A 14,331-nucleotide genomic window follows, 5' to 3' on the forward strand; every position below is an offset into this window, starting at 1 on the left:
TTTGAAATACAAAGTAAAGAAAGGTCTTTTATAATTGCAAGGATTTTTTTCAAGGTTCAATTTTATTTTACGTTCGGCCAACCAAGCGTTCCTCGTATTTGTCTGATATTTGCATCTTTACAAAAAACGAAATGCGAATACTTATTTTTCTATTGATATTTTTTACCTGGCTGGCATATTATTCATTTATCGCCGTACATACCGGGCTCCGTTACTTGGATGAGCCTGCCAGACTGTTCTGGCTAGCGGCCTATTCATTGGTGGGGGTTTGCGCATTGATCAGTCCGTTCCTTTACCGCCGTTTATCGGAAAACGGTTGGCCCAATCCGTTCGTTAAGTACGCTGTGCACACCCTTATTGCACTATTTTTGAGTCAGTTCCTCATGGCTGCGGTGATGTTTGTCGGCGATGTGCTGACGGGAGTCAAGGCGCTGTTTACCATTGACGGCCCGGCCATCTCCCGCAGCCCTTTTGTTGGCCAGCTGGCCATGTTATCCGGCGGTCTGCTGTTCCTTGGATTACTGTATGGCGTGTCGCGGCGCTACCGGTATCAGGTGCGGACGGTACGGGTGCCTATTTCCGGTCTGCCAAAGGGTTTTCAGGGCTTGCGCATTGTCCAGCTCTCGGATATACATTCCGGCAGCTTTGACAATCACGAAGCCGTACGCCGGGGCGTGGACCAAGCTCTGGCGCTACGGCCGGATCTTATCCTGTTTTCAGGGGATCTCGTCAACAACCGGGCGGACGAGTTTGCTCCGTATCTCGATATCTTCGCCCAACTGCATGCGCCGTTGGGCGTCTACTCTGTGTTGGGCAACCACGACTATGGCGACTATGTCCGCTGGCCGTCGCGCCTGGCAAAAGAAGAAAACCTGAAGCGGCTGATGCACTATCAACGCCAGGCGGGTTGGCGTTTGTTACTGAACGAATCGGTGACCTTACATAAAGACGGGGATACCCTTACCCTGCTCGGCGTGGAAAATTGGAGCGGCCGGGCTTCCTTCTCCCGTTACGGCAATCTGAATCAGGCACTTCAAGGTACCCCGCGGGACCAACCTGCCATTCTACTCAGTCACGACCCTTCGCACTGGACCGCCGAGGTCGTAGGTGTGCATCCCCAAATCGTACTCACACTAAGCGGACATACGCATGGTATGCAGTTTGGTATCGAATCGCGATGGGTCAGATGGAGCCCTGTTCAGTATTTTTACCGGCAATGGGCAGGCCTTTATCAACAGGGACAGCAATACCTCTACGTGAACCGGGGCTTCGGTTTCCTGGGCTACCTGGGCCGGCTGGGCATGCCACCGGAAATTACCCTCATCGAATTAGTGGGTTCGCCATAGCTTCTGTACGCAAGCGAACACCCGACTGTCCGCTATCGGACAACGCATTTTCCCGAAGAAAAATTATCTCGCTATCTATCAATACATTATGGTTTTGGTATAGAAATGTAATGCATTGGCACAGACGGCAATGCCAACCTGGGGACGCCCAGAAAAGGTGAAGCCCTTGGAATTAAAAAACAAAACGATCACGTACAAAAAAACATCATGAAAACTTTAGCAATTATTGCACTCTTTATCACTGCCAATCTGGGCACCGCGCTTTTCGCCAACCCGCTTGAAAAGCCCACATCGTCCAATGCCGACGCGCTCAAATCACAAGTCGCTTTTCACCAACGCAATGTCAGCGCCTTATGGCAGCAATACGACTTGAGGGTCCAGCAAATCCGCAACAGTGTAGGCAACCATGCCGAACTGGAACGTGACGAAGCGTTCTTCGTAAGCGTATACCAAAAGGACATTGACAACAACATCCGCGTAGAAGAAAGCAAAAAAGCCATTACCGAAATCAAGGAGCGGTATGCCAAGGCTCATGCAAAACGATCCGCCGAAGAAGCCCGCCGCATCGCCGCTCTACAAACGCAATTGAAAAAAGCCTTGACACGCGAAGCAAAGGCACTTGGCAAAACCAAACGCAACTATTCCGAGTTGGCAAAAACGCTGCCCATGTTTTTGGAAGTAGAAGGCTATGTCAATGAATCGATCGAACGGGTAGATCTGCTATTGGCGGATTCTGACCGGACTACGATAGCCGCCCGTTAGTAGCCGATAGGTAGCCTGCCACAAGTACCGGAAAACGACAAACAAAATACATAAGCCCCGCCGCGCGACGGGGCTTATGTATTTTGTTCGGTAGCCGCAGAGTCGGGCCGTTCATTATACAGCGCCTGCATCTGCGCGATGCGTTTCGCCACCCGCTGTTGCAGGTCGCGCGGCGACAGCACCTTTATGGCCTCCCCGAAGCCCAGCAGCTCACGCTCGAGTTCGAAGTTGAGCACCACGCAGATACAGATAATCGTACCCGTCTCATCCTGTTTCAACAGCTCCTGCGACGCATGCAGGGGTTTGGTGAGCACGTATGGCGCATGGCGTGGATGCAACCACAGCACCACCTTACGCCCGCGATCACGCCCCGATTTCGTCACCCCAATCGTATCGGCATAATAGCGTTCAAAGTCCACACCATCGTATTCGACAAACCCATTGGCAGCCATTTCCTGTACATCTACCATACGGTCGAGTGCAAGGGTAGCCAGGGTTTTTCCTTTTTTGGGTTTAGCAATCAGAAACCAGCGGTTCCGGTATTCCTTTAACAGGTAGGGATAATAGACCCCCGGCGTAGGCGCTGCCGCTTTGAACGATTGGTATTCAATGAGCAGCGGTATTTTGTGCAGGATTGCTTGATGCAGGGGCGTAATGAAGTGCAATCCTTTCAGCTGGCCGTTCCCCTCAAACTGAATATGGCTTCGGCCACCTGCTGAGCGCTGCTGCAGGGTGTTTTCCAATCGTGCCACCAAATCACTCATGTCTTCGAAATACTGGAACCCATTCAATTGCCGGAGTACCGACACGACCTCACGCATCTTTTCCATATCCGCGTCGTTGATGGGCGAGTTGGAGATGCTATAGTCCGCATCGGCATACGTATAGTATTTCCTGTCCTTCACCACGATGGGCGCATTGTACCCGAGCTTGTCGCTCCGCATCAGCTGAATATCCGCTTGGATCGTACGCTTGCTCACTCCGTCCTTGATTCCTTCGTATTCGTACAATGCATCCGAGACCTTTTCAATCAGGCTGTCCAACGTCCATTTGCGGTAACGGTTGCGCAAGCAGTTATCAATGGTCTTATAGCGGATGAGGGCAAGTTTATTGGTCGCCATAGCGAATGGTATTGATTTTCGTGCTTCAAATATAAATGTTCCACTGGCAACTACGCAATGCAATTGCGCAGTTACGATCCGTATTCAAATTGCTCGACAGAAAATTTAATTTATAACGTTAACAGCCAATCACTTACAATAAAATCAACCCCTTATATCAAGCTACGCAAAAGCACTGCGCAGTACCCGCCGCATCTTTGTACCGTCAGGAATGACAATTGTTCTTTGATAGCGATCCGAGTTGACACGAGGCCCTGGGGCACACGTTTCACCAGGCGTGGCAGTGTGGCCGCCGATGGCGCGTCATATACTGGCCGAGCAAGACCCGGATGGTTCCATTACGTTGGCGTCGTGGGTTCGAGTCCCACTGCCGGTTAAGGCCGGTATAGCTCAGAGGTAGAGCACAACCCCTATGCAGGTTCGAATCCTGCTTCCAAATTTGGGTTTGGAATAGCAAAATGGTAATGCAAGTAATCAATAAGTTGGGCAGGCACGGCATCCGTGGTGCAATGGGCACCACAACCTCCGTTGGGCCTGCAGCCGGACAACGCAAAGGAGAGGCCCCGAGCCTTTGAATGACCGACGTCTGCTGTGCTAACCGTTACGCCTCCGGGCATTGCGGTGGTCATAACGGGAACACGTCTTTCAGCAAGGGGATACACCAGCGCCGCATCCGGCTCCGCCGCAACGACGGGGACACCCGGCATGCCCAACTTTGTAATCGAATGAATTAATTTTAAACAATAACACCATGAAACGAGTAAACATCACCACCAACACGGTTGGTTTGGTTTTCAAAAATGGCGAACTGAAGCGCGTGCTGCAAAAAGGTGCACACTGGCTCTACTGGGGCGAGCGGGTGCAATGTTTTGACATGACCAAGGCATTTGCGCCGGAGCAGGAGTTGCGCACGCTGCTCGCCCACGATGCCCTGGCCGCCCTGCTGGAGGTAGTGGATGTCGCCGACAATGAGCTGGTGCTGGTCTATCAGGATCAACGCTTTGCCACGGTGCTCACTGCCGGCAAATATGCGTTCTGGAAAGGTGTAGGCGGGTATCGTTTCATCCGTACTGCCACCGACCAATTGGAAATTGCGGAAGCGGTCGATCGCAACCTGCTGAGCAGGCAGCCGCTTTACCAATACGTGCGGGCATACACCGTCGATCCGTTCGAAAAGGGTCTTCTGTTTGTAGACGGCAAGTTTGATCGTGTGCTGGAACCCGGCAATTACGTGTACTGGAAAAACACGATCACTACCACGGTGACCAAGGCTGATATGCGCCAGCTAAGCATGGAAATTCTCGGTCAGGAAATCCTCACCAAGGACAAAGCGCAGCTACGCATCAACTTCACGCTCACGTACCAAGTGGTAGACCTGGTGAAGGCCGTGGTGCTCAACAAGGAGTTTGAAAAACAACTGTATGTGCTCGTACAACTGGCCCTGCGGGAGTTCATCTCCACCAAAGGCTTCGACGAGCTGATGGAAGGCAAGGAAGCCATGGCTTCGGTTGTGAAAAACACCTGCGCCGCCAAGGCCGAAGCGCTGGGCGTGCAACTCATTGACTGCGGCGTGAAAGACATCATCCTGCCGGGCGACGTGAAAGACATCATGAACCAAGTGCTAGTGGCCGAAAAACGCGCACAGGCCAATGGGATCACCCGTCGGGAAGAAACTGCCGCGATGCGCAGCTTGCTGAATACGGCCAAGCTGATGGAGGACAACGCCATGCTCTGGAAGATCAAAGAAATGGAGCACGTAGAGAAAATCGCCGAAAAAATCGGCGAGATCACCCTCTCCGGGGGCGGCAATATCGTCGGCCAGTTGAAGGAACTGTTTTCCAAATAACGAAAATCACGTATCTTGCCGGGAGGTTCCGCTCTCGGCAAGGTTTAAACACAACTAACACGTTGAGCAATGGATACACGAACACTTATATTGAAGCAATTGGATTCCGTCGCAGCATCGAAAAACATCGAGATCTTGTATGTCTGCGAATCCGGGAGCCGGGCATGGGGATTCCCATCGCCCGACAGTGATTTCGATGTACGTTTCATTTATCGACAACCCTTGCGTCGTTACCTTTCCGCAGCGGAACAACCGGATCAGATCGGTATGCCTATAAACGATGACCTAGATATCTACGGTTGGGACGTCCGGAAAGTTCTTCGGCTGGTCGGCACATCCAACTGCACCCCCTTCGAATGGCTGCAGTCGCCCATCGTTTATTATGAAACGCCCGGCTTCAGGACAGGCCTTTGGCAAGCAATGCAACATTATTTCTGCGCGCGCAGGCACATCCATCACTATCTTGGCGTAGCACGAAGCGCCTTGGAAAGCATGGACGACGAGGGTACCATCAAAATCAAAAAGCTTTTTTATGTACTGCGTCCTTTATTGGCGGCCCAGTGGTGTTTGGATAGGCAGCAAATCGCGCCGATGAACATTCAGCCTCTCATGGACGCACTAACGGCTGATATCCGACGCAGCATCAAAGCGCTTATCGAGCAAAAAGAACACGCACCCGAAGGTTGGCAAATTTTACCACCACCGTCATTGATGAGTTTCATTGACGATGCGTACCGTAGGTTATCATCAGCAGTAGGGCAACTCGAAAAGAAACAGTTTGACCTGCCACCGCTGGACAATTACTTTTATTCATTAATTAACGGTTATGACGATACAGGCGTTACGCGATAGCAAACTCATCCTGTTTGAGGCCGTTAGCGGCAGCAAGGCATATGGACTGGATACCGCCACATCCGACACCGACGTAAAAGGCGTATTTTACCTTCCTAAGGAACAGTTCTATGGATTGGAATATATCGGACAGGTAAGTAACGAAAGCAATGACGAGGTGTTCTTCGAGCTAGGTCGATTTGTCGAACTGGCCTGCAAAAGCAATCCCAATATACTGGAACTGTTAGCGAGCCCGTCGGATTGCATACGGTATCGCCATCCCGTTATGGACCTTTTCCCGCTGGAGTTGTTCCTTTCCAGGCGGGCGAAAGATACCTTTGCCGCGTATGCGATTACCCAAGTGCGTAAAGCCAAAGGACTCAATAAAAAAATCCATCGACCATTTCCGAAAGAACGGCGGGGCATCCTTGATTTTTGCCACATCTTAAACGGGTATGGTACACAGCCCCTCACAGCGTGGTTGGCCGGACGCGGTTGGAAGCAACAGGATTGTGGACTAACGAAGATTACGCATACCAAGGGGCTTTATGCACTCTTCCACGATGCGAACGGGGCGCTGGGCTACAAAGGAATCGCCAAGGACGCGGTTTCCAATGAGGTATCGCTTTCGTCGATTCCCAAAGGCGAGCAGGAACAAGGCTACCTATTTTTCAACAAGGAAGCTTATTCGACATACTGTAAAGCCCATAAAGAATACTGGGAATGGGTAGACCGCAGAAACGAGGTGCGTTATACATCGACCCTCGCGCACGGCAAAGGATACGACACAAAAAACCTTATGCACACCATCCGGTTACTCCAAATGGCTGAGGAGTTGATGCGTACGGGTACGCTCACCGTTAAACGAGGTAACCGGGAGGAATTGCTTGCGATCAAGGCCGGCGCCCACACCTACGAAGCCTTGATGGATAAAGCGGATCGATTGATCGAACGGCTTAACACGAATACGGATAATACTTTGCCCCTAGCACCACAGCAACAAATCGCAGTGGAACGGTTGGTGGCGGCAAGAACAACACTTTATGGATCATGAGTCACCTCATCAATAGCGAAGAACTGATGGCTTTGGGATACACGCCCGGCCGCGCCTTCGGTGTAGCCCTGCGCACGGCCAACAAGCACAAGCACCTCGGCAAGGAACTGCTGCTTGCGGAACTTGCCAACGTCTTGGCCGAGCCCGACGCATTTGCAACCCATGCCGTATACGGCAAGCTGGCGAAGGCCCTCATCGAGGAAGCCAGCATTCCCGAAGACGCCTACATCCCCCTGAGGGATTCCGGTGCCGACTATGCAATCTACGGCGAATCACACATCGAAGCCGGCGCGCGCACCCAGATGGACGTGGCCATGCAACTGCCCGTCACGGTAGCCGGCGCGCTGATGCCCGATGCACACCAAGGATACGGTCTGCCCATCGGCGGCGTACTGGCGGTCAACAATGCCGTTATCCCCTATGGCGTGGGCGTGGATATCGGCTGCCGCATGGCCTTGTCGATCTACGACATTCCCGGGGCATTCTTCGAGGCGAACCAAGCGCAATTCAAGCGGGAGCTCATTGCGCAAACGCGCTTCGGCGCTGGACACGGCTTCAAGCCCCACGAACGGGCAGACCATGCCGTGCTCACCGACGCCGCCTTCGGGATGAACCCCTTTGTAGCCGATCTGAAAGATAAAGCCTGGGCGCAATTGGGCACGTCCGGTGGCGGCAACCACTTTGTGGAATTCGGCATCATCGAATTCGCCAAGGCTGACGAGGTGATGGGCGTGCCCGCCGGTAAGTACCTCGCCCTCCTGTCTCACTCCGGCTCACGGGGCTTGGGTGCCACGATTGCCGGTCATTATACCAAGCTTGCCAAGGAGCTATGCCGCCTGCCCCATGAAGCCCAAAATTTGGCATACCTCGGCCTGGATACCGAAGCCGGACAGGAATACTGGCGAGCCATGACGTTGGCCGGCGATTATGCCTCGGCAAACCACGAGATCATTCACCGCAAGCTAGCGGCAGCACTGGGTGCAGAAGTAGTGGCCAGCGTGGAAAACCACCATAACTTTGCCTGGAAAGAAGCGTGGAACGGGCAGGAGGTCATCGTGCACCGCAAGGGCGCTACCCCTGCGGGCAAGGGCGTGCTGGGCATTATCCCTGGCTCCATGACCGCGCCGGGCTTCCTCGTACGGGGAAAAGGCGAGGCGGCATCAATCAACTCCGCCTCCCATGGGGCGGGGCGGCAGATGAGCCGCACCCAAGCCATCAAGACGATCAGCCGTGAGGCCATGCGGGCGCAGTTGAAGCAGTACGGCGTTACGCTGGTGGGGGCCGGGCTGGATGAAGCGCCCATGGCCTACAAAGATATCCACACCGTGATGGCCGCACAGTCCGATCTGGTGGACGTATTGGCCACCTTCACACCCCGTCTGGTGCGCATGGCCGACGACGGCAGCCGGGAAGATTAAAAATAATTGTCCCCAAAAGCAGGTGGCTGTTGTCTCAGCAATAAACAAAAATTAAAAACAAAAAAATCAGTAGCAATGAAAGAGTTTTTGATGTTGATCCGTGAGGATGCCAACTACGGCGAGTTATCGGCAGAAGAGATGCAGGCCTGTATCGAGAAACACTACCGTTGGGTAGAAACACTGAGGGAAAAAGGCCAATTCAAAGAGGCCCAGCCTTTGGAAGCCGGCGGTGCCCATATCCGTGGCAAGCAGCGGATCGTATCCGACGGTCCATTCCTCGAAGGCAAGGAATGCGTGAGCGGGTATTACATCTTGCTGGCCGAATCGCTGGAAGCGGCCATTGAGATAGCCAAGGGAAACCCCGATCTGGATTGGGACCGTGCGGTGGAAGTCCGCGAAATCATGCCGATGGAAGATTGATCCATGGACACCAGCGGACAACTTGCGGCGCACTTTTTCCGTGAACACTCGGGCAGGATGGTGGCATCCCTCGCCCGGGTGTATGGTATGGTTCATCTCGAGACCATCCTTGATGCCGTGCAGGACACGTTCGAGACGGCGTTGACGCACTGGCGTTACCACGGGCCGCCCGACCATCCGCGCGCCTGGCTTTCGCAGGTTGCCCGCAACAAACTTATCAACGCTCTGAAACACCATGCACGGCACGGCCATGCGCCCGAAGGGGACATCCCCTTGCATGCTCCATCCACTACGGACTTTGATCCGGAGCTGACCGATGAGGTGAGTACCGACGGGCAGATCCAATTGCTGGTGGCCTGCTGCCATCCGTCGCTAAGCGAACGCGACCGCGTCCTCATCACCCTGCACATCCTGTGCGGCTTCGGGGTACCCGAGCTTGCCAACGCCCTGCAACTGAACCGTGAAGCGGTAAAGAAGGCGTTGCAGCGCAGCAAGGCCCTGCTCCGGCAGAAGTCGCTCAAACTGGGCAGCCAATCCCTTGCCGAAATCGCCTCCCAGTTGCCCACCGTCTGCACCATCCTCTACCTGATGTTCAACGAAGGTTATAAAGCCACCCGCAACAGCAAGGGCATCGACTTTGACCTTTGTTATGAAGCGCTGCGCCTGACGAAGCTGGTGCACCCCGTGGCGACGCCCGAAGCGGAAGTGGATGCGTTGCTGGCGTTGATGTTTTTCGGTGTTGCGCGCTTTCCTGCCCGCTTGGCGGCATACGGCGACTGGATACCGCTGGAAGAGCAGGACCGGGCGCTGTGGAGTACGCCACTGATCACCGAAGGATTTCATTACCTCGACCGGGCACAAGGCGGCGGCCATGCGGGCAGGTATTACCTGGAAGCGCTGATCGCTTCCCATCACTGTGCCGCGCCCCATTTCGACGCTACCGATTGGAAGACCATCCATGCGCTGTATGCGTTGTTGGAAAACGTCGAACCCTCCTCGCCCCTCATCCGACTAAACCGGCTGATTGCCAAAAGCTATGCCGTGGGACCGCTTCCGGTTATCAGCGAGCTGGAGACCCTCGCCGTGGACGAGCATCCGGGAATCGCATTTCTTCATACGGCCACGAAAGCATATGTTTACCAGCGCGCTGGATACACCGCACAGGCACGCGCTGCATACGGAGAGGCATTATCCCTTGCCCAAAACCCATTGGATGCGCAACTTATCCGGAAACGGATGGAAGCTATTTAATGGCGCCGAATGCTGCAAAGCACAGATGCTTGTGAAGCAGCTCCACGCTGCGGAACCCCACCTTTTCCAGCAGCTTCATTTGAAAGTTAACCGAGCGTGGGCTATCTTCCTTCGCGATATAGGCGAACACGCTGTCGCGGTACGCTTCATCTTTCAGTCCGGCTAAATAGTTTCCATAACGTTCATGAAATATGAGTCGCTGGATAGCCGGCGTTTCCTGAACGACCAGGTCCGTAATCCATAAGCTGCCGCCGGGCTTTAGCAAACGATACAGCTTCGCAAACACAGCTTCCCAATCGCTTTCATCACGTAAGTGATGCAACACTGCCGCGGCCATGATGGTGCAGTAATGGTTCTCTGGCAGCTCCGCCGTACGTATGTCTCCCTGCACCGCGGCGATGGCTCCTCCGTTTACCGCGGCCACCCGTTCCCTGGCCCGATCGAGCATCGGCTGGCTAAGATCCAGCAATGTGCAATCCAGAGGAGCCTTTTTGGACAACAGTTTCAAGGTATAATTGCCCGCGCCGCAGCCAACATCCAATACCGTTTTTAAATTGGGTGAATGCGCCATGATGCTATCAACGATCAATTCCACGCTAAAGGATGCATCGATCGTGGTCTGCTGCCCCGTTTCCAAATTCGAAAATCGCGCTACGTCTTGGTCAAACCTTGCCTGAATTTCCGCTACCGTTGATTTGTCTGAAAGATTTTCCATTGCTATCGTTGTTTGTGCACAAATCTACCCTCCTAAACAATACGCTAAAAATACTATTATTTGCAATTATTAATACCTTTGAGGTATAATGGAAATCCGACACCTCATTTATTTCAAAACCGTAGCCGAGCTATTGCACTTCAGTAAAGCGGCTGAGCAATTACATATCTCACAGCCACCCCTAACCCGGCAAATCAAGGAACTGGAACGCGAGCTGGGTGCTGTATTGTTTCACCGGAACAACAAACGGGTTGCACTGACTGACGCAGGTCGCTTTTTTCTAGCCGAATGCGAATCACTCATCCAGCAATTGGAGCGCAGCAAGCAATTGGTCAGGCAGATCCACGAGTCGGTGAGCGGCGAGTTCCAAATAGGTTACATCAGTGCCACGCCGCTGGCATCGCTGGCCAAAATCCTGCAACAGCTGAATCAGCAGTATCCGCTATTGAAAACCCGTTTATACGAGCTTTCCACTGCCAAGCAAGTAAAGGCCCTTGAAGCGGGCAAGCTGGATGTCGGCATTCTCCGGGCACCGGTTTCCTCCACGCAATTGGAAGTCACTTCGCTACGGCAAGATCCCTTTTCCTTGGTTTGCGCAGCCGAGCAATCCCATTCAGTACACATCGCCGATTTAGCCCGCGCCCCCTTTATTTCATATAACAGCGGTTATGCACCCTATTATCACCAGCAATTTATCGCCTGCTGCCATCGCATGGGTTTCATGCCGCAGGTCATGCATGAGTGCAACAACATGCACTCCATCCTTAGCTTGGTTGAAAGCGGACTCGGGATTGCGTTGGTCCCCTCCTCGGTCCGCCATCAATATCCCTATTTAAAGCTGCGGTTTACCGAACTGACAGACATCCCGGTTCATACCGAAATGGTCATGGCCCACCATCGCCATACAGAACATCCTGCGCTCGCCAGTTTCAAAGCCCTTGGTCACCTATTTTAATAAACACGATGCTGCCTTACACGTATCATTCACTTTGCACCTGAAGGTTGGATCGTAAGCTCATCGATGCAATCGAAAATTCGGAGGTGGTGGTGATGAATCAGGTTGGGACCGGATCCGTGCTACTTCGCCGGGACGCATTCCAAACTCTTTGAAAAAAGCACGGGAGAATGCTGCTGCATTTGCATAGCCGAATACAAACGCTGCTTGCGAAACGTTATACACGCCATCGGCCAATGTCTGATGAGCCCTGCTCAACACCTGTTGACGGAAATACCGGATGATCGACGTATTGAAAACGCTCTGAAAACCCATAGTCAACTTAAACCGATTGATACCAAACTGTTTGCACAGCTCGTCAACAGACACTTTCGTCAAATCTTCGTTTGTCAAGGCGCGTTTCACTTCCTGAAGAATCGCGATATCCCGTGCGGAAAACGTGATCCTGTTATGCCGGCCATCCATGATAGACGCAAAATAATGCGCCAGCAACTCAAATAACTTGCATTCCAGATATACCCGTCTAAAATTCCCGGTAAGCCGGCAACGGAGAATCTGCCTGACAACTTGTTTCACCTCATGATTAAAGGTGAAGACCTTTCCATGGCTTTCCTTTGTGAATACGGCGGCGAGGCATGCTTGTTTTGAAGCATAATCATCCGGACCGAAAAAACGATCGAGAACCGATTCAAATACCGATGGGTCGAAAATCAGCGACGCCACTTCAAAGCTTACCGCCGCGCCATGAGACATATAAGAGCAGTCGTTATCCACCGAATAGATAAACGACTGATTCCGTTTTACGGGTACAGACACTTTGTTGGTATCCAAGACATGGGTTACCTTGCCGGACATCATTAGGTTGACGAGCACCTTACCCACATAATACTGACTATAGCGGAGCTGATAAGTCTGCTCAGGCGTACCGCTAAACGCAATCAGCGAGGCTCCGTGCATCATCGGAATGATAGCTGTTGCCCCTTTCCCAAGCACAGGTGCCTGGAATTTCAGCATTTCATCTTCGCAATTTAAGCGGGTTATTTCGTAGAAGGGCACATCCTTCATTTCCTCGATTACAACGGGCTGTTCCATTGTCGGTAAAACAAGATTGGAAATGCCCAAATATACCTGATTTGCGCTACATCACGAAAAGTTCCAAAGGATAATGCTTCGGGCTACGCGTTGATCTACATAGTCTATATATACCACGTTCGGCTTGGCCAGTTTACGTTGTTGGATCCCGTTAGCCAGTACCTGAGGCAGCGCTAAGTTGGCCCCATAGGCTAGGGAATCTATCGGATCAGAAAATGGCGGATTATTAGATGTCAGCGTCCAGGAAAGCAAAAAAAGATAACCCTTACCTACCCCGCCGTACTTGGTCCATTTGTCCAGCTGGTCGTCGTGCATTTTTGCGTAGCTATCGGTATCTGAATAGATGTCGTACACCGTAAGGTTAGCCGCATTTGACGGAGCACTGCCATCCTGGTAACGCCAACGGCCCACAGCTGGATCAATCCAATCCGGATAGTCAAAAACCAGGACCATCTTTCCCCGCAATTTCTCCAAGGGCATTTGCGCCAGATTAGATGCATCGTTTGCTGTTTTCGTCACGAGCGATTTCTCATACCACCCCAACAGCTCGTTGATACGTCTTTTGGTATCCACCGGGTCGTGACCCTTGAAATCGCGTATGTGCGACACCTTTAAGACCGCGGTTTCCGACGGGTTTCGTTTCAAAAAATTCACCGTTTCATCCAACACTGCCTTCAGATTCTGACCATTGCAGCCATTGCCTCCGCTCCGGTGGTAAGTGACCAGCTCATTGTGATCGTAATCCACGCGGATATCAAAGTATCGTGCGCCTGCCTCCAGCTGCCTGCCTACTGATAGGGCCTGCGTCTGCGTCCATGGGCTGGACAATAGTGCCGGAAAACAATGCGAACATTCAGACATTCCCGCGTCGTGACTGCCGGGCATCATTACGCGATCCAAGGTCGTATCGTCGCGAAGGTACTGCATCCACGTCGCGGTATCAATAAGCGATACTGGGCTTGCGTAAAAACGATAGGAAGACAATGCAGCATTGGCGAATCCCACAACCACTTCACTCCCGCCCGGCAGGGATCCCCTAGCTTCGGCATAAGGACCGGTTGATGGCACATGGGAAAACGTTTTGCCACCCAGCCACCAGTTATTATCCCACCCCGAACGACCTTGGGCTAACGCCACCCCTGGAAACGTACATGAAAGCTCATGGTTGCCCATGCTTTCCACGGTAATGACGAGCTGCAATGTGCCTAAAAAGGCAAAATTCAGCTTATCCGGCGCACTGTCAAACGTTGTTTGAGACGGCATAATCCGTTCTCTGAACCATTTGGCATTGTCACTGGATCCTTTTCGTCCGATGCGGAAAAACATGCTTCCGTCGCTGCCAAAATTTGTGGTCAGTCCCTGATAGATGTTGTGGTCCGGATCCTGACCTTCCGTAATTGAAAATTCGTTGATCGTAAACGAGCCCCGTACTAATGTCGCCCCCTGCAATTGAATGCAGACTTCATTATCCCAGTATTTCATAGCTTCCATGTTGAGTGATAGATAGGGAAGCGAAAATA

14 protein-coding genes are annotated in these 14,331 nt (G+C 52.5%); 9 read left to right on the forward strand and 5 right to left on the reverse strand.

The features are described from left to right. Positions 1 to 131 precede the first annotated feature (131 nt). A complete protein-coding gene (locus tag ACFQRK_RS08910; RefSeq protein WP_379005710.1) occupies positions 132 to 1,346 on the forward strand; it encodes a metallophosphoesterase in 1,215 nt (404 codons plus the stop codon). Between the two features lie 207 nt (positions 1,347 to 1,553). Beyond that, positions 1,554 to 2,108 (forward strand): hypothetical protein, encoded by a 555-nt coding sequence (locus ACFQRK_RS08915; protein WP_379005712.1) that lies wholly within the window; start codon positions 1,554 to 1,556, stop codon positions 2,106 to 2,108. 74 nt (positions 2,109 to 2,182) lie between these two features. On the opposite strand, the gene ACFQRK_RS08920 is transcribed toward ACFQRK_RS08915, so the two are convergent. Both ACFQRK_RS08920 and ACFQRK_RS08925 read right to left on the reverse strand, forming a co-directional pair. Continuing rightward, positions 2,183 to 3,229, reverse strand: coding sequence for a helix-turn-helix transcriptional regulator (locus ACFQRK_RS08920; protein ID WP_379005714.1), 1,047 nt, complete (start codon positions 3,227 to 3,229; stop codon positions 2,183 to 2,185). Between the two features lie 410 nt (positions 3,230 to 3,639). Then, positions 3,640 to 3,936 (reverse strand): hypothetical protein, encoded by a 297-nt coding sequence (locus ACFQRK_RS08925; protein WP_379005716.1) that lies wholly within the window; start codon positions 3,934 to 3,936, stop codon positions 3,640 to 3,642. Between the two features lie 44 nt (positions 3,937 to 3,980). Here ACFQRK_RS08925 and ACFQRK_RS08930 point away from each other — a divergent pair, with 44 nt between their 5' ends. From ACFQRK_RS08930 to ACFQRK_RS08955, 6 genes are all read left to right on the forward strand, one after another. Then, positions 3,981 to 5,075 (forward strand): slipin family protein, encoded by a 1,095-nt coding sequence (locus ACFQRK_RS08930; RefSeq protein ID WP_379005718.1) that lies wholly within the window; start codon positions 3,981 to 3,983, stop codon positions 5,073 to 5,075. A 69-nt stretch (positions 5,076 to 5,144) separates the two neighbouring features. Next, on the forward strand, positions 5,145 to 5,927 hold the full coding sequence (locus ACFQRK_RS08935) for a DNA polymerase beta superfamily protein (protein ID WP_379005719.1): 783 nt from the start codon (positions 5,145 to 5,147) through the stop codon (positions 5,925 to 5,927). After that, positions 5,902 to 6,960, forward strand: coding sequence for a DNA polymerase beta superfamily protein (locus tag ACFQRK_RS08940; RefSeq protein ID WP_379005721.1), 1,059 nt, complete (start codon positions 5,902 to 5,904; stop codon positions 6,958 to 6,960). Before ACFQRK_RS08935 ends, ACFQRK_RS08940 begins: the two co-directional genes overlap by 26 nt. Further along, positions 6,957 to 8,378: an RtcB family protein gene (locus ACFQRK_RS08945; RefSeq protein WP_379005723.1), complete on the forward strand. Its 1,422-nt coding sequence runs from the start codon at positions 6,957 to 6,959 to the stop codon at positions 8,376 to 8,378. The genes ACFQRK_RS08940 and ACFQRK_RS08945 overlap by 4 nt, the downstream gene beginning before the upstream one ends. A gap of 75 nt (positions 8,379 to 8,453) precedes the next feature. Next, positions 8,454 to 8,798, forward strand: coding sequence for a YciI family protein (locus ACFQRK_RS08950; RefSeq protein WP_379005725.1), 345 nt, complete (start codon positions 8,454 to 8,456; stop codon positions 8,796 to 8,798). Between the two features lie 3 nt (positions 8,799 to 8,801). Then, entirely contained in the window at positions 8,802 to 10,049 is a 1,248-nt protein-coding gene (locus ACFQRK_RS08955; protein WP_379005727.1) for an RNA polymerase sigma factor, read from the forward strand. Here the strand turns inward: ACFQRK_RS08955 and ACFQRK_RS08960 are convergent. Continuing rightward, positions 10,042 to 10,764 carry a class I SAM-dependent methyltransferase gene (locus ACFQRK_RS08960; protein ID WP_379005729.1) on the reverse strand — a complete coding sequence of 241 codons (723 nt, stop codon included), beginning with the start codon at positions 10,762 to 10,764 and terminating at the stop codon, positions 10,042 to 10,044. The two genes, ACFQRK_RS08955 and ACFQRK_RS08960, sit on opposite strands and share 8 nt — an antisense overlap. A gap of 88 nt (positions 10,765 to 10,852) precedes the next feature. On the opposite strand from ACFQRK_RS08960, the gene ACFQRK_RS08965 reads away from it, so the two are divergent. Next, positions 10,853 to 11,719, forward strand: coding sequence for a LysR family transcriptional regulator (locus ACFQRK_RS08965; protein ID WP_379005731.1), 867 nt, complete (start codon positions 10,853 to 10,855; stop codon positions 11,717 to 11,719). A 60-nt stretch (positions 11,720 to 11,779) separates the two neighbouring features. On the opposite strand, the gene ACFQRK_RS08970 is transcribed toward ACFQRK_RS08965, so the two are convergent. Both ACFQRK_RS08970 and ACFQRK_RS08975 read right to left on the reverse strand, forming a co-directional pair. Beyond that, a complete protein-coding gene (locus ACFQRK_RS08970; RefSeq protein WP_379005733.1) occupies positions 11,780 to 12,811 on the reverse strand; it encodes a helix-turn-helix domain-containing protein in 1,032 nt (343 codons plus the stop codon). A 51-nt stretch (positions 12,812 to 12,862) separates the two neighbouring features. Beyond that, positions 12,863 to 14,293, reverse strand: a complete 1,431-nt coding sequence (locus tag ACFQRK_RS08975) for a phosphatidylinositol-specific phospholipase C domain-containing protein (protein ID WP_379005735.1) — start codon at positions 14,291 to 14,293, stop codon at positions 12,863 to 12,865. Between the last annotated feature and the right edge of the window lie 38 nt (positions 14,294 to 14,331).

This window comes from Parapedobacter sp. GCM10030251, assembly GCF_042666505.1.
Lineage (GTDB): Bacteria > Bacteroidota > Bacteroidia > Sphingobacteriales > Sphingobacteriaceae > Parapedobacter.